This window comes from Streptomyces alfalfae, assembly GCF_004127445.1.
GTDB classification, from domain to species: domain Bacteria; phylum Actinomycetota; class Actinomycetes; order Streptomycetales; family Streptomycetaceae; genus Streptomyces; species Streptomyces alfalfae.
In genome coordinates this window covers 159,250-179,134 of sequence record NZ_QEXM01000042.1, presented here as the reverse complement: position 1 = coordinate 179,134, position 19,885 = coordinate 159,250, and the positions used below count along the sequence as shown (strand labels likewise).

The following is a 19,885-nucleotide window of genomic DNA, read 5'->3' as shown; positions in this document are numbered from 1 at the left end:
GCCCACTTGACACCCGGCGGCACGGCCCCCGCGAACGGGCACGCGTCCCGACACCGCACCCGAGCCCGCCCCCGGACCCGCGCCCTCCCACGACGACCCCTCGGGGCCGCACGGAAAGGGCGGGCGGGTGGAGGCAACGCCGCGAAGCGGCGGCGCAGGACGGCCGAGGCCGCGGGCCGGGTTCAGGCGCCCCCGAGCCGGGACACGCCGCGAAGCGGCGGCACGGCGCGGCCGGGGCCGCGGGAGGAGCCGGGCCCCCGCGCCGGGCCACGCGGCACGGAACAGCCGAGGCCCCGGGCCACGCGGGGACCGCTCAAGGCCCCGGGGCCCTCAGCTGTGGCCGAGGTCCTCGCTCGCGCCCTGCCCCGAGACGGGGACGGAACCGGAGTCCGCCGCGGGCCGCAGCGGCATCTCGTCGAGCCGCGTCTCGTCGAGGACCGGCGGCGCGGGCCGCGGCGGCTTCGGCATGACGGCGGCCTCGGAGTGCCCCCCGCAGCCGTACGACAGGGAGACCACGTGCCCGTCGGCCGGGCCGAACTCATTGGCGCAGATACCGAACGCCTGTCCGAGCGAGCCCCCGATCGCCACCAGGAACCCGCAGCTCACACACGCCGCCGGCGCGGCCTGCGCCATCGCGGTCTTCGCGCCGTACCCCTCTTCCCAGCGGTCGGCGGCGACGTGCAGCCCGTACCGCGAGAGGACCCGCGCCCTGCGCATGCCCAGCTCGTCGGCGACCGCCGCGATGGAGCCGCGCGCGGGCGCCAGCGGCTGCTCGGCGGGCGAACCCGCGGTGATCTCGGCGTCCTCCGCCTCGACCAGCTCCGCCATCTCCCCCGACACGATCGAGTTCGGCGGCGGCTCCTCCTCGCCGGTGAAACCGGGCTCCAGGCGGAGGTCCTCGGCGTCGGTCGGCAGCAGATCGCCGGGCCCCATGTCCCCGGGGCGCAGCCGCTCGCTCCACGGCACCCACTCGGGGGCCAGGAGCGCGTCGGGCCCCGGCAGCAGCACCGTCTCGTCGAGCGTGACGACCTTGGCCCGCGAGGCGCGGGCCACCGTCACCGCCCAGCGCCAGCCCCGGTAGCCGAACTCCTTGCACTCGAAGAGGTGCGTGACGACGCGGTCGCCCTCGACGACGACCTCGACATGCTCACCGACCACACCGGGCGCGGCGGCCTCCTCGGCCGCCGCACGCGCCAGGCCGACCGCTTCGGCGCAGAGGCGGTCGGGGGTACGCGGGGTGCGCGGGGTACGGCTTCGCGTTGTCGCTGCGCTCACAGGTATCGCTTCTCTCCTACGCCGTCTCACGAGTGCGCCACCCTTGTGCGGGGGTACGGACGGAGCGGCAAGGGCGCCTCCGGGCTTTCGAGCACCGGGGGCGGGCCGCGTCGACGTCCGCGCCCGACGTCCCCGGGCGCACCTACGTCACCCATTCTGCGGGATGACCGAGAGGCGCGCGGCCGAGAACAACCGCCGCAGGCGCGTTACGCACGCTACCTTCTCCTGGCCCCTGGGCCTACACCGACGTACGCGACGGGACCCGAGCCGCGCTCCGAAAGACCCTTCCGCCAAGCCCCGGCGCCCGGCTGAGAACGCCCCCGCGGCCGGGCCGGGGCGGCCATGCGCGCGGACCCGCCGCGGCTCACAGCCGTTATCCGTACTAGTGGACCCTTGGAGGGGGCACTATGACGGGGTGGCTCCCACCAGGTCGTCGACGCCCGTAGCCGTCGTCTCGCCCGGACCGGCGAGGCGGACGGCGCGTGCGCTGGTCCGGGCGCTGCACTGGCCGTTCACGGGCGCCGCGCGCGGCATCCGCAAGGCCACGCACGCCCACGGGGCGGGCGAGTCCGGACTCGGCAAACTGATCGAACTGCACGCGGTGAACGGCGCGGGCGACGTCATGATCACCGTCGCGCTCGCCTCGACCGTCTTCTTCTCCGTGCCGACGGACGAGGCCCGCGGCCGTGTCGCGCTCTACCTCGCCATCACCATGGCGCCCTTCACCCTGCTCGCCCCCGTCATCGGCCCGCTCCTCGACCGGCTCCCGCACGGCCGCCGCGCCGCGATGGCCGGTTCCATGCTGGCCCGCGCCCTCCTCGCCCTCGTCCTCTCGGGCGCCGTGGCCACCGGCAGCGTCGAGCTGTACCCGGCGGCGCTCGGCGTCCTCGTGGCGTCGAAGGCGTACGGCGTGGTGAGAAGCGCCGTGGTCCCCCGGCTGCTGCCACCGCGCTTCTCCCTGGTGAAGGCGAACTCCCGGGTCACCCTCGGCGGCCTCCTCGCCACCGCGGTGGCGGCCCCGGTCGCGGCGGGGCTCCAGGCGCTCGGGCCGCGCTGGCCGCTGTACGGCGCGTTCGTGATCTTCGTGTCGGGGATGCTGCTCTCGTTCTCGCTGCCCCGCAAGGTCGACTCGGCCAAGGGCGAGAGCAAGGCGCTGCTCGCCGCCGACGAGGAGCACCTGCGGCTGCACGCCCGCGCCGAGGCCGCCGCCGACACCGGCCGCAAACGGCGCCTGGGACTCCGTACGGTCGGCCCCGCCGTCACCCACGCCCTGGCCGCCAACGCGGCGCTGCGGTGCCTGTCGGGGTTCCTCATCTTCTTCCTGGCGTTCCTGCTGCGCCAGCATCCGCTGGCCGGGCAGAGCGCGGCCGTCTCGCTGGGGATAGTCGGCGTGTCGGCGGGCGCGGGCAACGCGCTCGGCACGGCGGTCGGCGCCTGGCTGAAGGCGCGGGCCCCCGAGCTGATCATCGTGACGGTCGTGGCGGTGGTGCTCGGCGTGGCGATCACGTCGGCGGTGTTCTTCAGCGCGGTGGCGGTCGCCTGCCTCGGCGCCTGCGCGGGCTTCGCGCAGGCGCTGTCGAAGCTGTCCCTCGACGCGCTGCTCCAGCGCGACGTCCCCGAACTGGTCCGCACCTCGGCCTTCGCCCGCTCCGAGACGCTGCTCCAGGTCGCCTGGGTCATCGGCGGCGGCATCGGCATCGCGCTGCCGCTGATCGGCCCGCTCGGCCTGTCGGTGGCCGCGGCGATCGTCGCGGCGGGCTGGCTCTCGACCGTACGGGGACTCCTGGCCTCGGCCAGGCGCGGCGGACCGCGGCGCGTCCTCGCGTAGCGGGCGGCGCGCCCGTGACCCCCGCGTAGTGGGACCCCACGGCGCGCCCGATAGCCTTCGCCCATGACCTCCCTGCTCCGCGGCGGAGCCGCGAATGTGAACAGCGCGGCGCGCCGCCGCCGCACCGTGGCCGCCCTTGGCGCCGTCTCCGCCGGACTCCTCGTGCTCTCGGCCTGTGACAAGCCGACGCCGCTCGCCACCGTGACGGTCGGCGGCGACTCGGTGAACTCGGAAGCCTCCTGCTACAACGACGGCAAGGAGCTCAAGCAGTCGCAGCTCAAGTCCTGCCTCCAGGACAAGGACGTGAAGTCCATCAAGGTCGATCCCGACGAGAAGGTCCGCTTCGGCGTCGACCCGGAGATCGCCGAGAAGGGCTGGACGCTGCTGATGAACGGCCGTCCGCTGACCGAGGCCAGCAAGAAGACCTACGTCGTCATCCCGGGCAACGTCTTCTTCAACCAGCAGTACGGCGGCGGCGGCAAGAAGTCCACCGTCGGCATCCTCGAAGGCGGCGAGGGCGGCACGCAGAAGGCCACCGGCCTGTGGTCGTTCACGTTCAAGAAGGACTCCTGACCCCGCACGGCGCGTCCCCCGGGGCCGCTGAGCGCGTCCTGATCGCCACCGCCGTCCCCGTCGAACGGGACGCGGTGGCCGCCGCGCTGCCCGCGGGCAGCCTTCTCGACGTCGTCGCCGTCGGGGTGGGCCCCGGCGCCGCCGCGGCGGGCACGGCGACCGCGCTCGCCCGCGCCGAGGCCGCCGGGCGGCCCTACGGCCTCGTCGTCTCCGCGGGCATCGGCGGCGGTTTCCCGCCGGACGCGCCCGTCGGCTCCCTCGTCGTCGCGGACGCGGTCACGGCCGCCGATCTGGGCGCCGAGACCCCCGAGGGCTTCAAGCCCGTCACCGAGCTGGGTTTCGGCGCCGTCACCCACCGTCCGCCGCCTTCCCTCGTACGGGAGCTCGCCGACGCCTGCGGTGCCGCGACCGGAGCCGTCCTCACCGTCTCGACGGTGACCGGCTCCGCCGAGCGCGCCGCCGAGCTGCGGCTGCGCCACCCGGACGCCCTGGCCGAGGCGATGGAGGGATTCGGCGTCGCCGAGGCGGCCGTGCTGCACGGTGTGCCGGTGGCCGAGGTGCGCGCGGTCTCCAACCCGGTCGGCCCGCGCGACCGCGCCGCCTGGCGGATCGGTGACGCCCTCGCCGCGCTGGGCGGGGCGTTCGGGAAGTTCACGCCGGTACTGGAGAGTTGGAACACGCATGACAGCCATGACCCCCGCGAACGACGCCGCGCCTGACCCGCTGCGGATCGCGTACTCGCCCTGCCCCAACGACACGTTCGTCTTCGACGCCTGGGCGCACGGCCGGGTGCCGGGCGCGCCCGCGCTGGACGTGACGTTCGCGGACATCGACATCACCAACGGCGTCGCCGAGCGCGGCGCGGCCGCCCCCGGCTCCTCGGAGCTGGACGTCCTCAAGGTCAGCTACGCGGTCCTGCCCTACGTGCTCGACGAGTACGCGCTGCTGCCCTGCGGCGGCGCGCTCGGCCGCGGGTGCGGGCCGCTGGTCCTCACCCGCGAGGCCGGTGTCGACCTGGCGGGGAAGACGGTCGCGGTGCCGAGCGAGAAGTCGACGGCGTACCTGCTGTTCCGGCTCTGGGCCGCGGACACGCTGTCCGGCGGCGTCGGCGAGATCGTGGTCATGCCGTTCGACGAGATCATGCCCGCGGTGCGCGACGGCGGGGTCGACGCGGGCCTGGTCATCCACGAGGCGCGCTTCACGTACCAGAACTACGGCCTGCACCGCCTCGCCGACATGGGCGAGCACTGGGAGGCCACGACGGGCCTGCCGATCCCGCTGGGCGCGATCATCGCCAGGCGCTCGCTCGGCCCGGACGTGCTGCGCTCCCTCGCGGACGCGGCGCGCACCTCGGTCCGCATGGCCTGGGACGACCCGGAGGTCTCCCGTCCGTACGTCATGGAGCACGCCCAGGAGATGGACCCGTCCGTCGCCGACCAGCACATCGGGCTGTACGTGAACGAGTTCACCGCCGACCTCGGCGAGGACGGCTACGCGGCGGTGCGCGGGCTGCTGACGCGCGCGGCGGCGGAGGGGCTCGTGCCCGCCCTGCGGCCGGACGCCCTGGCGTTTCCGTGAGCGAACGCCGGACGGGCCGGCATCGGCCCGCCCGGCGCGACGCCTCACACGTCCAGCTGGTCCGCGACCGCCCGCAGCAGGCCCGCGATCTTCGCACCCGACGCCTTGTCGGGGTAGCGGCCCTTCTCCAGCATCGGCGTGATGTTCTCCAGGAGCGTCGTCAGGTCCTGGACGATCGACGCCAGTTCGTCCGGCTTGCGGCGCTGCGCGGCCGCCACCGACGGCGTCGGGTCGAGAATCGCCACGGACAGGGCCTGGTCGCCGCGCTGACCGGCGACGACTCCGAACTCCACGCGCTGTCCCGGCTTGAGTGTGTCGACGCCGGCGGGCAGTACGGAGGAGTGCACGAAGACGTCGCCGCCGTCGTCGCGGGAGAGAAAGCCGAAGCCCTTCTCGCTGTTGAACCACTTGACCTTGCCGGTAGGCACGTGAAGTCCTCGTCCTCGTACTCGTCGTACTTCGTCTATGCCGGTCGCCCAGCCGGAAATGACAGGGCGAAAACGGCTCTGGATAGCACTACAGCGGGTCGCTCGACCCGCCGAACCCAAGACTATTGCTCCGGGGGCCGGTGACAAGACGTCCCCGGATTCTTCCTTCGCGCTGGGAACTACCCTGGTGGGGTGCGTGACAAAACCCAAGCGAATTCCGCCGGACCGGGCGATGGAATGGTCCGGACCGGAGCAGTCATCTTCTTCGTCGGCGCGGTGGCCACTCTGGTCACCGTGGCCCCGCTCTTCCTGGGCACCGACCCCTTTCCCCCACTCGCGTACGCGGTGTGCATGCTGATGGGGGTCGGGTTCCTCGTGGCCGCCGCCGGCGTGCTCCGCGGCATCGCCGTGCAGCGACGGCAGGCGCGGTCCGCCGCTAGCTAGCGGCGGCGCCCGCGGTGTGGGCGCCGAGCCACGCGGGGAACTCCGTCAGGTCGCCGAGGACCACGTCGGCGCCCGCCCCGCGCAGTTCCGCCGCGTCGCACGGCCCGGTCGCCACCGCCACGGAGAGCGCGCCCGCCGTACGCGCGCCGCGCACGTCACCGGTGTGGTCGCCGACGTACACCCCCGCGTCGTGCTCGCGCAGCGCCACGGCCTTCGCCTCCGCCCAGAGCGAGCCGATGACCGCGTCGGCCTCGATGCCCAGGTGCGCCAGGTGCAGCTTCGCGTTGGGCTCGTGCTTGGCGGTCACCACGATCGCGCGCCCGCCGGCCGCCCTGACCGCGTCCACGGCCTCCCGGGCGCCGGGCATCGCGAGCGTCGGCGCGATGGCGTATGTGGGGTACATCTCACGGTAGCGGTCGGCCGTCTCTGCGATCTTCTCCTCGGGGAACCAGTGCCGCAGCTCCTGCTCCAGCGGCGGCCCGAGCCGGGTGATGGCCAGATCGGCGTCGATGTGCGTGCCCGTCTCCGCGGAGAGCGCCAGGAAGGCCGCCTTGATGCCGGGGCGGGAGTCGATCAGGGTCATGTCGAGGTCGAAGCCGACGGTCGGTGCGCGAGAAGTCATGCCCCCATTCTGCCGAGGGCGGGTGTCCGCGCGGTGGCCCAGGTGGCTCGTACGCGCCGGGGGCGCGCCTCCCGTCAGGGGCGGCGCCGCTGGGAGCGCCACAGCAGGAAAAGTGCCGAGGCGATGGCCGCGCCGCGCACGACCCACGGCCACGTCTCGGCCACGGCGTCGCTCATGTGGCCGTCCCGGATCTGCTCGCCCCAGCCGCGCTCGCTGCGGCCCCACAGCCAGGTGAGCCCGGCGGTCACCGCGAGCACCGGGATGCCGATGACCGCGGCCTTCGCCTCGGCGCGGGAGAGCCTGCGGGAGGCGTAGGCGATGAGCCAGCCGACGCCGAGAGCCAGCCAGTTGCCGATGACGGCGCCCGCGACGAGCAGGACGGCGGCGAGGACGAGCAGCGGGTTGCTGAACCCTCCGGCGGCGGGCCGCAGCCGGGGACGCCACCGTCGGCGACCGCCCGCCTCCACGGCCTCCTCGGCGTCCTCCTCGGCCACGGCCGCTTCCGCGGCGGCTTCGGGGTCCTTGCCGAGGCGCGGGCGGGGCACACCGGGAGCGTCGTCCGCGGACGGCGGGGGTTTCAGGAGCTCGGGGATCTCCACGCCGCCGACGAAGCCGGGGACGCTGTCCGCGACGCCGAAGGGGCTGCTGTCGTGGCGCCACCAGTCGGGCTCGGAGCCGCCGGGCCCCAGTTCGTCGGTGCCCGCGAGGTGCGGCGGCGAGGCGTACGGGCCCGCCACATCCCGCGGCGGCTCCTCCGGTTCCGGGGGCCGCTCCGCCTTCTTGGGCCACTCCGCCCGCTTGCGGGGCCTCGGCCGGGCGTTCCGCTGCGTCGGGACGGCCGCCGCCTCCGGCTGCGCCGCCTCGACGCCGGCGGCGCCGCCCGCCGCCTCGACGATCTCTTCCGGGGTGCCGAGGCGCGCCAGGATGCGGCGGATGGCCGCGGGGCTCTCCACCACGGCCTTGGAGCGGCCTCGGTCGATCTGGTCCCGCAGCTCCGAGACCAGGCGCATGCGCGCGCCGGACGGCAACTGCCGCTGCTGGGCCAGGTCCCCGACCCTGCTCAGGTAGTCGTAGACCAGCTGATCACTTTCGATCCCCACGGCATTGACCGTACCGGTATTCCGGCCCCTTCGGGCCGCCGATTCGCGGCGCGACCCCAACTGGTCCATCGGCTAGGGTCGCGCCCGTGCAACCACGGAACGTGATCGTCCGCTCACTCGGCGCACCCTCGGCCGCCGTCGCGTCCGCCGCCCTGCTCGTCGTCTCGCTCGGCGCCCTGGCCGCGCTCTGCGTCGTCCAGCACGTCCCGATGGCCGACACGTCGGTCTACCGGGCGGAGGGCGCGGCCGTCGCGTCCGGCGGCGACCTGTACGGGTTCACGGTCACCGAGTGGGAACTGCCCGCGACCTACCCGCCGTTCGCCGCGATCCTCTTCGTGCCGACCACCTGGCTCCCGACGGCCGCCCTGAAGGCCGTCTTCCTCGCCGGGAACGTGGCCCTGCTGGCGCTCCTCGTACGCCTCTCCTGCCGGCTCGCGCACCTCCCGGCCCGCGCGCCACTGCTCTGCGCCGCCACCGCGCTCGGACTCTGGCTCGAACCCGTCTTCCAGACCGTGCTGTTCGGCCAGATCAACCTCGCCCTCGCCTGCCTGGTCCTGTGGGACCTCACCCGGCCGCGGGGAGCCCTCGGCAAGGGCTTCTGGCTCGGGGTCGCCGCGGGGATCAAGCTGACGCCCGCGGTCTTCGTCGCGTATCTGCTGCTGCGGGGGCGCACGCGGGAGGCGGGGACGGCGGTCGCCGCCTTCGCGGGGACCGTGCTGCTCGGCGCGCTCGTGCTGCCGTCCGCCAGCGTCGAGTTCTGGACGCGGCGGCTGTACGAGACGGGGCGCGTCGGCAAGGCCTGGATCGTCGACAACCAGTCGCTCCAGGGCCTCGTCGCGCGGGCCCTGCACTTGGCCGAGCCCGGGCTCGCGTGGGCCGGCGCGGCGGCCCTGGCGGGCGCGGCCGGGCTGTGGGCGGCGCGGCGCGCCCGCCGGGAGGCCCACGGGCTGCTCGCGGCGGCGCTCACCGCCCTGCTCGTCTCCCCCGTCAGCTGGTCCCACCACTGGGTGTGGTGCGTGCCGCTGCTCGCGCTGCTCGCCGCCGACGGGAGGGTGCGCCTGGCGGCGGCGGTGGCGGCGCTGTTCACGGCGCGCACCTTCTGGCTGCTGCCGCACCAGGGCGACCTCGACCTGCGCCTGCCCTGGTGGCAGCAGCCGCTCGCGGCTCCGTACGCGCTGCTCGCTCTCGGTCTGCTGCCGTACCTGTGCCTGTCCGGCGTCCGCTCCCGGGCGGGCGACGAGGCGGTGCCGCCACCGCGCACCGGCGGCGCGCCGGGTGCCGGGGGCGGCGTGCCGCGTGGGGCGGGCAGGCGTCAGCCGCCGGCGAGCAGTTCGTCCGCGTCGACGATCCGGTAGGCGTACCCCTGCTCGGCCAGGAACCGCTGGCGGTGCGCGGCGAAGTCCTGGTCGATGGTGTCCCGCGCCACGACGGAGTAGAAGCGGGCCTCGTGCCCGTCGGCCTTGGGCCGCAGGACGCGCCCGAGCCGCTGCGCCTCCTCCTGCCGCGACCCGAACGTGCCGGACACCTGGATGGCGACGGTGGCCTCCGGCAGGTCGATGGAGAAGTTGGCGACCTTGGACACGACGAGAACGGAGATCTCCCCCTGCCGGAAGGCGTCGAAGAGCTTCTCGCGCTGCGCGTTCGTCGTCTCGCCCTTGATGACGGGCGCGCCCAGGTGCTCACCCAGCTCGTCGAGCTGGTCGATGTACTGCCCGATGACGAGCGTCTGCTCCCCCGCGTGCTTCCTGACCAGCGCCTCCGTCACCTTCCGCTTGGTGGCGGTGGTGGCGCAGAAGCGGTACTTCTCCTCCGCCTCCGCGGTGGCGTACGCGAGCCGCTCGCCGTCGGTGAGGTTGACCCGCACCTCCACGCAGTCGGCGGGCGCGATGTAGCCCTGCGCCTCGATCTCCTTCCACGGGGCGTCGAACCGCTTGGGCCCGATCAGCGAGAAGACGTCCGACTCGCGCCCGTCCTCGCGCACCAGGGTCGCGGTCAGGCCGAGGCGGCGCCGCGCCTGGAGATCGGCGGTGAACTTGAAGACGGGCGCGGGCAGCAGGTGCACCTCGTCGTAGATGACGAGGCCCCAGTCCCGCGAGTCGAAGAGTTCGAGGTGCGGGTAGATGCCCTTCCGCCTGGTCGTCAGCACCTGGTACGTGGCGATGGTGACCGGCCGGATCTCCTTGCGGGTCCCGCTGTACTCGCCGATCTCGTCCTCGGTCAGCGAGGTCCGCTTCACCAGCTCGTGCTTCCACTGGCGGGCGGAGACGGTGTTGGTGACGAGGATGAGGGTGGTCGCCTTGGCCTGCGCCATGGCCCCGGCGCCGACCAGCGTCTTGCCCGCCCCGCAGGGCAGCACGACGACACCGCTGCCGCCGTGCCAGAACCCCTCGACGGCCTGCTGCTGGTAGGGCCGCAGGGACCAGCCCGCCTCGTCCAGGTCGATCTTGTGCGCCTCACCGTCCACGTACCCCGCCAGGTCCTCGGCGGGCCAGCCCAGCTTCAGCAGCGTCTGCTTGATCTGGCCGCGCTCGGAGGGGTGCACGGCGACCGTGTCCGGGTCGAGCCGCGCGCCGACGAGCGGCTGGACCTTCTTGGACCGCAGGATCTCTTCGAGCACCGGCCGGTCGGTCGTGGTGAGCACGAGGCCGTGGACGGGGTGCTTGGAGAGGGTGAGGCGGCCGTACCGCGCCATGGTCTCGGCCACGTCGACGAGCAGCGCGTGCGGCACGGGGTAGCGGGAGAACTCCACGAGGGCGTCGACGACCTGCTCGGCGTCGTGCCCGGCGGCCCGGGCGTTCCACAGGCCGAGCGGCGTCACCCGGTACGTGTGGATGTGCTCGGGGGCGCGCTCCAGTTCGGCGAACGGCGCGATGGCCCGGCGGCACGCTTCGGCCTGCTCGTGGTCCACTTCCAGCAGGAGAGTCTTGTCCGACTGGACGATGAGGGGTCCGTTCACGCAAGCGCCCTTTCATGAGGCCAAACATCCAGTGTGCCGCATAGGCCGCCGATCACACCCGGCGTCGCGGCGGCCGGGGGCGCGTGGGCCGGGTGGGGCCGGGGCGGGGGCGGAGTGGGGTCGGATGCGGAAAAGTCCCGGTGACACGCCGTGCGGTACGGCGTGTCACCGGGACATTTCCGCATCGGCCTCGTCGGAGGGCCGGGCCGGGCGCGGTCGGGGCCCCTGCGGCGGGGGGCGGAGGCGCTAACGTGAGGCGGATGAGCATCGACGAGCCGCAGCCCACGGACAGCGCCGGCGCGAGCGCACCGCCGCGCGCCGCCGAGACGCCCCGTTCCCTCGCCGAAGCGCTCCGCTCGCGCGGCGACGACGACCTGGCCGCGCTGCTGCACGCCCGCCCCGATCTGCTCAACCCCGTACCCACCGACCTCACCCAGCTCGCCACCCGGGCCGGGACGCGCGCCTCCGTGGTCCGCGCCCTGGAGCGCCTCGACCGCTTCGCGCAGCAGGTGGCGGAAGCGCTCGCCGTGGCCCCGGAGCCCGCGACGTACGGGCAGGTGCTCGCGCTCCTCGCGGGGGACGACGGCGACCCCGCCGTCGAGCCGGCCTTCCGGCGCGCCCTCGCCACCCTCCACGAGCAGGCCCTCGTCTGGGGGCCCGACGAGCGGCTGCGCCTGGTGCGCACCGCCCGCGAACTGCTCGCGCCGGCTCCGCAGCACCCCTCGCCGACCGGGCTCGGGCCCACCGTCGCCGAGGCCACGGCCGGCATGTCGCCGACCCGCGTCCAGGACATCGTCACGGCCGCCGGGCTCCCCACGACGCACGACCCGGTGTCCGCCGTGCGGTCCCTGACCGCCCTTTTCGACGACCGGGAACGCATGTCGGCCCTCCTCGACGAGGCGCCCGCCGAGTCGGTGGAGGTGCTGTCGCGGCTGGTCTGGGGCCCGCCGTACGGGCAGGTCACCGCCGACCCCGCGCGGCATCTGCGCTGGCTCATCGACCGAGGGCTGCTCCTCCCGACCGCGCCCGGCACGGTCGTCCTGCCCCGCGAGGCCGCGCTGCACCTGCGGGCCGGGCGCGCGCACCGCGTCCTCGTGCCGACGCCGCCGGCGGTGGGGGTGGCGCGCGAGCACCGTCCACAGGTCGTGGACGCGACGGCGGCCGGCCAGGCCTACACGGCGCTCGCCACCGTCGAGGAGCTCCTGAAGGACTGGGACGAGGGCGGCCCCGCGGTGCTGCGCGCGGGCGGGCTCAGCGTGCGCGACCTCAAGCGGACCGCCGTGGCCCTCGACCTGCCGGAGCCACTGGCCGCCTTCTGGGTCGAACTGGCCTACGCGGCGGGCCTGCTGGCCTCCGACGGCGAGGCGGACGAGCGGTACGCGGCGACTCCCGCGTACGACGAGTGGCAGGAGCTCCCCCCGGCCGAGCGCTGGGCCGCCCTGGTCACCGCCTGGCTCCCGGCGACCCGCACGGCGGGGCTCATCGGCGGGCGTGACGGCAAGGACCGCACGCTCTCCGCGCTCGGGCCGCACCTGGACCGCTCGGTGGCCCCCGAGGTGCGCCGCCGGGTGCTCACCCTGCTCGCCACGCTCCCCGAGGGCGCGGCGCCCGACCCCGACACCCTCCTGGCCCGCCTGCGCTGGGAGCGCCCGACGGCCTCCCGGCGCCCCGCCGACGGCTCGGAGCCGGAAGACCTCCGCTCCCGCATCGCCCGCTGGACGCTGAACGAGGCGGAGCTGCTGGGGATCACCGGGCGGGGGGCGCTCGCCACGCATGGGCGGGCGCTGCTCGGCGGCGCCGCCCACCAGGGCGCCGGGGACGGGGGCGCGACGGGTGCGGGTGGCGCTGCCGGGGGGCCGAATGGCGTGGGAGACGCAGGAGCGGTCGGCCCCGGTGAGCAGGCCGCGCTCGCCGCCCGCGCCGCCGGACTCCTCGCGCCGCTGCTGCCCGAACCCCTCGACCACGTGCTGCTCCAGGCGGACCTCACCGCCGTGGCGCCTGGGCCGCTCGACCGGCCGCTCGCCGAGGCGCTGTCCGTGATCGCCGACGTGGAGTCGAAGGGCGGCGCGACCGTCTACCGGTTCACGCCGGGCTCCGTGCGGCGCGCGCTCGACGCCGGGCAGTCGGCCTCCGACCTCCACGCCTTCCTCGCCGCCCACTCCCGCACGCCGGTCCCGCAGCCGCTCGCGTACCTGATCGACGACGTGGCACGCAGGCACGGGCACCTGCGTATCGGCGCCGCGTCGGCCTACGTGCGCTGCGACGACGAGGCGCTGCTCGACGAGATCCTGGCCGACAAGCGCTCGCAGGGCCTGCGGCTGCGCCGCCTCGCGCCCACCGTGCTCGCCGCGCAGGCCGATCCCGGGACGCTGCTCGAAGGGCTGCGCGGCATGGGCTTCGCGCCCGCCGCCGAGTCCCCCGACGGTGACGTCCTGATCACCCGGGCCCACGCCCACCGCACCCCGCCCCGCTCGGCCCCCGAGCCGGTCCCCGAGGGGCCTCCGGTGCCCGACGCCACGCTGCTCGGCGCGGCGGTGCGGGCGATCCGCGCGGGCGACCTGGCGTCGACGGCGCCCCGCAAGGCCGCGCCCGCGGCCGACGGCGAACTGCCGCGCACGACAGCGGCCGAGACGCTGGCCACGATGCAGGCCGCGGTCCTGACGGGCGAGGCGGTGTGGATCGGCTACGTCAACGCCGAGGGCGCCGCGAGCCAGCGGGTCATCGCCCCGGTCCGCGTGGAGGGCGGCTTCGTCACGGCCTACGACCACACGGCGGACGAGGTCCGCACGTATCCCCTCCACCGCGTCACGGGCGTGGCGGAACTGGCCGACGACTGACGGGCCGCGCAGAATCGGCCCCTCCGGCGGGCGAGATCGGCCCTCCGGCGTTCGAGAAGCCGGGCCCGGGTCCGGCCCTCGACCCCCTTCCGGCCGACTGAGGCCCGCACGACCGCGCCGCCGCGCGTCCGCACCGCCATGCGCCCGGAAAACCGTTGGCACCCCCGCGTGCGCCGCGCCTAAGATGCCCCCTTCCCCGGCCTCCCGCGCGGAGCGCCGCCGTCCGGACGGAAACCGGGCGGCAGAGCCAGAGCCGACGGGCCGCGGCGGCAGCAGCGGCCCGCGCCACGACCGCACGAATCGCCGGAGGCACCCCGTGCACGCGCACGACCAGACCGACCCCCTCGCCCGCGAGCGGGGTCACCTCGACGCGTCCCGTTCCGCCCTGCGCGCCATGCGCGCGGACGCCGAGGCCCTCGACATCCGTGACGTCACCGCGAACTGGGTGAACGCCGCGGTCCTCGAAAGGCAGATCGACGACCGCATCAAGTCCCTCGCCGACCTCGCCCACACCCCGCTGTTCTTCGGCCGCCTCGACTACCTGCGCGCCCCCGGCGCCGACCGGGCCGAGGGCGCCGGAGGCGAGCGGTTCTACATCGGTCGGCGGCACGTGCACGACGCCGACGGCGACCCGATGGTCATCGACTGGCGCGCACCGGTCTCCCAGCCGTTCTACCGGGCCTCGAAGAAGGACCCGATGGACATCGCGCTGCGCCGCCGCTTCGGCTACACCGGCGGCGACCTCACCGCGTACGAGGACGAGCACCTCAGCGACGCCGGCGAGGCCGAGCGGACCAGCGCGCTGCTCCAGCGCGAGATCGAGCGGCCCCGCGTCGGCCCGATGCGCGACATCGTCGCCACGATCCAGCCCGAGCAGGACGAGATCGTGCGGAGCGGCCTTGAGGGGAGCGTCTGCGTGCAGGGCGGGCCCGGTACCGGCAAGACCGCCGTCGGCCTGCACCGCGTCGCCTATCTGCTCTACGCCCACCGCGAGCGGCTGGCCAGGACCGGGACGCTGGTCATCGGGCCCAACGCCTCCTTCCTGCACTACATCGAGCAGGTGCTGCCCGCCCTCGGCGAGCTGGAGGTGAAGCAGGCCACCGTCGGCGACCTCGTGGCGCACGTGGAGGTGCGGGGCGCGGACGACCCCGCCGCCGCCCTCGTCAAGGGCGACGCCCGCATGGCCGACGTGCTCCGCCGGGCCCTGCGCTCGCACGTCACCCTCCCCACCGGGCCGGTCGTCGTGGTCCGTGGCTCGCGCCGCTGGCGCGTACCGGCGTACGAACTGGAGGAGATCGTCCGGGAGCTGCTGGCGCGCGACATCCGTTACGGGGCCGCCCGCGACGCCCTGCCGCAGCGCATCGCCCACGCCGTCCTGGTCCGCATGGAGCAGTCGGGCGAGGCCCCCGACGACCGCGTGCAGGACGCCGTGGCGCGCAACGCGGCGGTGAAGGCGGCCGTCAAGGCGATCTGGCCGCAGGTCGATCCGGCGAAGCTGGTCCTGCGGCTGCTGTCCGACGCGGAGTTCCTCGCCGCGCACGCCGACGGTGTGCTGAGCGAGGAGGAGCAGCGGGCGATCCTGTGGGCGAGGCCGGCGCGGAGCGTGAGGTCGGCCACGTGGTCGGCGGCGGACGCGGTCCTCATCGACGAGGCCGCCGACCTCGTCACGCGCACGCACTCCCTGGGCCACGTGGTGCTCGACGAGGCGCAGGACCTCTCGCCCATGCAGTACCGCGCGGTGGGCAGGCGCTGCACGACCGGGTCGGCGACCGTGCTCGGCGACCTCGCGCAGGGCACGACCCCGTGGGCGACGCGGAGCTGGGCGGAGGCGCTGGGGCACCTGGGCAAGGGCGACGCGGTGGTGGAGGAGCTGACGGCCGGTTTCCGCGTGCCGCGCGAGGTCATCGCGTACGCCTCGCGGCTGCTGCCCGACATCGCGCCCGGCCTCGCCGAGGTCGACTCGGTGCGTGAGTCGCCGGGTTCCCTGGCGGTGCGGCGGGCCGACGGCGCCGGGGCCCTTGACGCGGCCTGCCTCGCCGCGTGCGAGGAGGCGCTGCTGCGGGAGGGTTCGGTGGGCCTGATCGCGGCGGACTCGCGGGTGCCCGCGCTGGCGGAGGCGCTGAAGGCGGCGGGGGTCACGTCGCTGTCCCCCGGCGAGGAGACGACGCCCGACACCCGGCTGACCCTGGTGCCCGCCTCCCTCGCCAAGGGCCTGGAGTACGACTACGTGGTGCTCGACGAGCCCGCCGCCGTCGTCGACGGCGAGCCCGACGAGCGGACGGGCCTGCGCCGGCTGTACGTGGCGCTGACGCGCGCGGTGTCCGGGCTGACCGTCGTGCACGCGGCGGACCTGCCCGCACAACTCGGCTAGCCGGCCGCCCGCTTGCCGCCGTCCGCCGGGCCCGCGGCGGACGGCAGGTGCGTCACGAGGAGCACCAGGGCCGCCAGGGTCACGACGCGGGTGGCCGCGTCCAGGCCGTTCCAGTTCTCGGACTGCCACATGGCGAACCACTCGCCGCCGACGCCGATGAACCCGGCGCCGAACAGGAGCAGCACCATCAGCAGGCCGAGTGTGCCGAGGCGGCGGGCGCGCGGGTAGCCGGAGCGGCGCCGCAGGGCGCCGGCCCACAGGACCGTCGCGGCGATGAGCAGCAGCGCGGCGACGGTCTCCCAGGCGATGATCGCGACGTACGCCGCGTCCTGGAGGCCGGTGGACGTCACCGCGCGCCACATCAGGTCGTCGTCCTTGAACGTGGTGTCCATCGCCAGGACGTGGCGTACGAACTGCTGGTTGGTCCCGAAGTCGGTGATGTTCCCGAAGGCGACGAGCGCCATGTAGAGCGCGACGGTCCCGGTGAGCAGGGCCGCGGCGGCGGGCAGTGTGCGGTCGGACGGTGCGGTGGTCATCAAGTTCCCTCCCTGTGGCCCCTTGTTGTACCTGCCGGGCCGGGAGGCTCCGCGACCGGGTCCCCGCGGCCCCGCCGGGGGACCTACGCGTCCACCGCGGCCCGCCAGTCGGCGACGGCCGCCGCGGACACCGGCGCCCCCCAGCCGGCGGGCCTGGCCGCGCCGCCGATGTGGAAGGCGTCCACCCCGGCCGCCTTCAGCGCGGGCAGGTGGTCGAGGCGGAGGCCGCCGCCGACCATGAGGCGCGGCTCGTAGCCGGGCTCGCCGCGGCGGGCCGCCTCGGCGAGCAGCGTGGGCAGGCCGTCGTCGACCCCGCCCGCGGCCCCCGCGGTGAGGTACGCGTCGAGCCCCGGCAGGTCCGCGAGCTGCTTGCGGCAGGCGTCGCGGTCGGCGGCGCGGTCGATCGCCCGGTGGAAGGTCCAGCGGCAGCCGTCGAGGGCGTCCACCAGCGGCTCCACGGCCGTGAGGTCGGCGGCGCCGGCCTCGTCGAGGAAGCCGAGCACGAACTCGTCGGCACCCTCGCCGCGCAGCTCACCGGCCCTGCGGACCAGCTCGTCGATGTCTCCGGCGTCTCCGGCGGCGAACCCGTCCGCCAGGCGCAGCATGACGCGCAGCGAGATGTCGACTCGGGCGCGGATCGCGGCGAAGGTCTCCCGCGAGGGGGTGAGGCCGTCGGCGGCCATGTCGGTCACCAGCTCCAGCCGGTCCGCCCCTCCGTCCCGGGCGGCGACGGCGTCCTCGGCGTCGAGGGCGATCACCTCCAGTACTGCACGCTTGCTCATGGGTGTCTCTTCCCTCTCGTCACGACGGTCGCGTCCCACAGGTCTAGTCCAATTGACAGCCTACGCGCAGAACACCCCGGCGCGAGGTGACTCCCTCGTACCGGGGTGCTCGGTCCGGCCGGCGCGGCGGTTCAGACCAGCGGCTTGAAACCCCGCAGCCGCAGGCTGTTGCCGACCACGAAGACCGAGGAGAAGGCCATGGCCGCTCCGGCGATCATCGGGTTGAGCAGGCCGGCCGCGGCGAGCGGCAGCGCGCCGACGTTGTAGGCGAAGGCCCAGAACAGGTTCGTCCTGATCGTGCCGAGGGTGCGGCGCGAGAGCCGTATGGCGTCCGCCGCGGCCCGCAGGTCCCCGCGGACGAGGGTCAGGTCACCCGCCTCGATGGCCGCGTCCGTCCCGGTGCCCATGGCCAGGCCCAGATCGGCCCGGGCGAGGGCCGCCGCGTCGTTCACGCCGTCGCCGACCATGGCCACGCTGCGGCCCTCGGCCTGGAGCCGCTCGACCACCTCGACCTTGTCCTCCGGCATGACCTCGGCGATCACGTCCTCGGGGGCGATGCCGACCTCGGCGGCCACCGACGCCGCGACGGCCTTGTTGTCGCCGGTGAGGAGGATCGGGGTCAGGCCGAGGTCGCGGAGCCGCCGGATCGCCTCGGCGCTGGTGTCCTTCACCGCGTCGGCGACCTCCAGGACCGCCCGCGCCTCGCCGTCCCAGGCGACCGCGACGGCCGTGCGCCCGGCCTCCTCGGCGGCGTCCTTGGCCCGCTTCAGCTCCGCCGGCAGGTGGATCTCCCACTCGCCGAGCAGCCGCTCGCGGCCGACCAGGACCGCGTGGCCCTCCACGACGCCCTGGACCCCGAGCCCGGCGACGTTCGCGAAGTCCTCGGGGACCGGCAGCGGGCCCGCCTCGGCCGCGGCCCCGGCGGCGACGGCCCGCGCCACGGGGTGCTCCGAGGAGTGCTCCAGCGCGCCCGCGAGCCGCAGCGCCTCCGCGGCGGTGACGCCGGGGGCGGTGTGCGTGGCGAGCAGGGTCATCGTGCCGGTGGTGACGGTGCCGGTCTTGTCCAGGACGACGGTGTCGACGCGGCGCGTGGACTCCAGGACCTCGGGACCCTTGATCAGGATGCCGAGCTGGGCGCCGCGCCCGGTGCCGACCATGAGGGCGGTCGGGGTGGCGAGGCCCAGGGCGCACGGGCAGGCGATGATCAGCACGGCCACGGCCGCGGTGAAGGCGGCGGTGAGCCCGGCGCCGTTGCCCAGCCAGAAGCCGAGGGTGGCGAGCGCCAGGCCGATGACGACCGGCACGAACACCGCGGAGATCCGGTCGGCGAGGCGCTGGGCGGCGGCCTTGCCGTTCTGCGCGTCCTCCACGAGCCGCGCCATGCGGGCGAGCTGGGTGTCGGCCCCGACGCGGGTGGCCTCGACGACGAGGCGTCCGCCCGCGTTGAGCGTGGCGCCGGTGACCGCGTCGCCCGCGCCGACCTCGACGGGCACGGACTCGCCGGTCAGCATGGAGGCGTCGACGGCCGACGTGCCCTCGACGACCCGCCCGTCGGTGGCGATCTTCTCACCGGGCCTGACCAGGAAGCGGTCACCGGTCTTGAGCTCGCTCACCGGCACGGTCTCCTCGCGCCCGCCGGCGCGCAGCACGGTGACGTCCTTGGCTCCGAGTTCCAGCAGCGCCTTGAGGGCGGCGCCCGCCTTGCGCTTGGAGCGGGCCTCGAAGTAGCGCCCGGCGAGGATGAAGGCGGTGACGCCGGCCGCGGCCTCCAGGTAGATGTTCCCCGCGCCGTCGGCGCGGGCGATGGTCAGCTCGAAGGGGTGAGTCATGCCCGGGGTGCCCGCGGCGCCGAAGAACAGCGCCCACAGTGACCACAGGAAGGCCGCCGACGTGCCGACCGAGATCAGCGTGTCCATGGTGGCGGCGCCGTGCCGGGCGTTGGTGAAGGCGGCCTTGTGGAAGGGCCAGGCGGCGTACGTCACCACGGGTGCGGCCAAGGTCAGCGAGAGCCACTGCCAGTACTCGAACTGCCACGCCGGGACCATCGCCAGGGCGATGACGGGCACGGCGAGCACCACGGCGGTGACGAGCCGCTCGCGCAGCGGCCGCAGTTCGTCGCCGCCGTCCACCCCGGCCCCGCCGTCACCGGACCCGGCGGCTCCGTCGCCCGCGTCCCGTGCGGGTGCGGGCTCCTGGGCCGTGTATCCGGTGGCTTCGACCGTGGCGATCAGGTCTCCCACGGAGACGTCGGCGCCGCGGTAGCTGACCTTGGCCTTCTCGGTGGCGTAGTTGACCGTGGCCTCGACGCCGTCCATGCGGTTGAGCTTCTTCTCGATCCGCGCGGCGCAGGAGGCGCAGGTCATGCCACCGATGGCGAGTTCTACCTCTGCCGCCTCGGTGTGGCCGGGGGTGGTGGTGGACATGTCGCTGGCTCCTCGTGAGGCTTCGCGGCTCGCTCCGGATACCCGGGCCGGGTATCCCTTACGAGATCCACGTTATACCCAGGGGGGGTACCCGACGCAAGGGCTTCCCGGGCTTGACTTGGTACCCCCCGG

16 protein-coding genes are annotated in these 19,885 nt (G+C 74.9%); 8 read left to right on the top strand and 8 right to left on the bottom strand.

Annotation, left to right across the window (positions count from 1 at the left end):
• Nucleotides 1-330: 330 nt before the first annotated feature.
• On the bottom strand, nucleotides 331-1,275 hold the full coding sequence (locus DCW30_RS22555; RefSeq protein ID WP_062776484.1) for a DUF3027 domain-containing protein: 945 nt from the start codon (nucleotides 1,273-1,275) through the stop codon (nucleotides 331-333).
• Between the two features lie 415 nt (nucleotides 1,276-1,690).
• Here DCW30_RS22555 and DCW30_RS22550 point away from each other — a divergent pair, with 415 nt between their 5' ends.
• The 4 genes from DCW30_RS22550 (at nucleotide 1,691) to DCW30_RS22535 (ending at nucleotide 5,254) form a co-directional block, all read left to right on the top strand.
• On the top strand, nucleotides 1,691-3,103 hold the full coding sequence (locus DCW30_RS22550) for an MFS transporter (protein ID WP_079250076.1): 1,413 nt from the start codon (nucleotides 1,691-1,693) through the stop codon (nucleotides 3,101-3,103).
• Nucleotides 3,104-3,166: 63 nt separating this feature from the next.
• The gene (locus tag DCW30_RS22545; protein ID WP_062776486.1) at nucleotides 3,167-3,676 is read left to right on the top strand and encodes a hypothetical protein; all 510 of its coding nucleotides are present in this window, start codon (nucleotides 3,167-3,169) and stop codon (nucleotides 3,674-3,676) included.
• Nucleotides 3,646-4,395 (top strand): futalosine hydrolase, encoded by a 750-nt coding sequence (locus DCW30_RS22540; protein WP_079250075.1) that lies wholly within the window; start codon nucleotides 3,646-3,648, stop codon nucleotides 4,393-4,395. Before DCW30_RS22545 ends, DCW30_RS22540 begins: the two co-directional genes overlap by 31 nt.
• Complete coding sequence (locus DCW30_RS22535; protein ID WP_076685561.1) at nucleotides 4,358-5,254, top strand: 1,4-dihydroxy-6-naphtoate synthase; 897 nt, start codon at nucleotides 4,358-4,360, stop codon at nucleotides 5,252-5,254. Before DCW30_RS22540 ends, DCW30_RS22535 begins: the two co-directional genes overlap by 38 nt.
• Nucleotides 5,255-5,298: 44 nt before the next feature.
• On the opposite strand, the gene DCW30_RS37950 is transcribed toward DCW30_RS22535, so the two are convergent.
• The gene (locus DCW30_RS37950; protein ID WP_076685560.1) at nucleotides 5,299-5,682 is read right to left on the bottom strand and encodes a cold-shock protein; all 384 of its coding nucleotides are present in this window, start codon (nucleotides 5,680-5,682) and stop codon (nucleotides 5,299-5,301) included.
• Between the two features lie 192 nt (nucleotides 5,683-5,874).
• Between DCW30_RS37950 and DCW30_RS22525 the strand changes: the two genes are divergently transcribed.
• Complete coding sequence (locus DCW30_RS22525; RefSeq protein ID WP_076685559.1) at nucleotides 5,875-6,126, top strand: hypothetical protein; 252 nt, start codon at nucleotides 5,875-5,877, stop codon at nucleotides 6,124-6,126.
• Here DCW30_RS22525 and DCW30_RS22520 read toward each other — a convergent pair.
• Together DCW30_RS22520 and DCW30_RS22515 are read right to left on the bottom strand one after the other, a co-directional pair.
• Nucleotides 6,119-6,748 (bottom strand): HAD family hydrolase, encoded by a 630-nt coding sequence (locus DCW30_RS22520; protein WP_076685558.1) that lies wholly within the window; start codon nucleotides 6,746-6,748, stop codon nucleotides 6,119-6,121. The two genes, DCW30_RS22525 and DCW30_RS22520, sit on opposite strands and share 8 nt — an antisense overlap.
• A 74-nt stretch (nucleotides 6,749-6,822) precedes the next feature.
• Nucleotides 6,823-7,848 carry a hypothetical protein gene (locus DCW30_RS22515; RefSeq protein WP_076685557.1) on the bottom strand — a complete coding sequence of 342 codons (1,026 nt, stop codon included), beginning with the start codon at nucleotides 7,846-7,848 and terminating at the stop codon, nucleotides 6,823-6,825.
• A gap of 152 nt (nucleotides 7,849-8,000) precedes the next feature.
• Here DCW30_RS22515 and DCW30_RS22510 point away from each other — a divergent pair, with 152 nt between their 5' ends.
• Entirely contained in the window at nucleotides 8,001-9,203 is a 1,203-nt protein-coding gene (locus DCW30_RS22510) for a glycosyltransferase 87 family protein (protein ID WP_076689162.1), read from the top strand.
• On the opposite strand, the gene DCW30_RS22505 is transcribed toward DCW30_RS22510, so the two are convergent.
• Nucleotides 9,161-10,804 carry a DNA repair helicase XPB gene (locus DCW30_RS22505; RefSeq protein WP_076685556.1) on the bottom strand — a complete coding sequence of 548 codons (1,644 nt, stop codon included), beginning with the start codon at nucleotides 10,802-10,804 and terminating at the stop codon, nucleotides 9,161-9,163. The two genes, DCW30_RS22510 and DCW30_RS22505, sit on opposite strands and share 43 nt — an antisense overlap.
• A 260-nt stretch (nucleotides 10,805-11,064) precedes the next feature.
• On the opposite strand from DCW30_RS22505, the gene DCW30_RS22500 reads away from it, so the two are divergent.
• Nucleotides 11,065-13,641: a helicase-associated domain-containing protein gene (locus DCW30_RS22500; RefSeq protein ID WP_076685555.1), complete on the top strand. Its 2,577-nt coding sequence runs from the start codon at nucleotides 11,065-11,067 to the stop codon at nucleotides 13,639-13,641.
• Nucleotides 13,642-13,957: 316 nt separating this feature from the next.
• The gene (locus tag DCW30_RS22495) at nucleotides 13,958-16,012 is read left to right on the top strand and encodes a HelD family protein (RefSeq protein WP_076685554.1); all 2,055 of its coding nucleotides are present in this window, start codon (nucleotides 13,958-13,960) and stop codon (nucleotides 16,010-16,012) included.
• On the opposite strand, the gene DCW30_RS22490 is transcribed toward DCW30_RS22495, so the two are convergent.
• The 3 genes from DCW30_RS22490 to DCW30_RS22480 all read right to left on the bottom strand — a co-directional run bounded on the left by DCW30_RS22490 (nucleotide 16,009) and on the right by DCW30_RS22480 (nucleotide 19,753).
• Nucleotides 16,009-16,548: a DUF2165 domain-containing protein gene (locus DCW30_RS22490; RefSeq protein ID WP_062776509.1), complete on the bottom strand. Its 540-nt coding sequence runs from the start codon at nucleotides 16,546-16,548 to the stop codon at nucleotides 16,009-16,011. The two genes, DCW30_RS22495 and DCW30_RS22490, sit on opposite strands and share 4 nt — an antisense overlap.
• An 83-nt stretch (nucleotides 16,549-16,631) precedes the next feature.
• Nucleotides 16,632-17,330 (bottom strand): copper homeostasis protein CutC, encoded by a 699-nt coding sequence (locus DCW30_RS22485; protein WP_076685553.1) that lies wholly within the window; start codon nucleotides 17,328-17,330, stop codon nucleotides 16,632-16,634.
• Between the two features lie 131 nt (nucleotides 17,331-17,461).
• Nucleotides 17,462-19,753, bottom strand: coding sequence for a heavy metal translocating P-type ATPase (locus DCW30_RS22480; protein ID WP_076685552.1), 2,292 nt, complete (start codon nucleotides 19,751-19,753; stop codon nucleotides 17,462-17,464).
• Nucleotides 19,754-19,885: the final 132 nt, after the last annotated feature.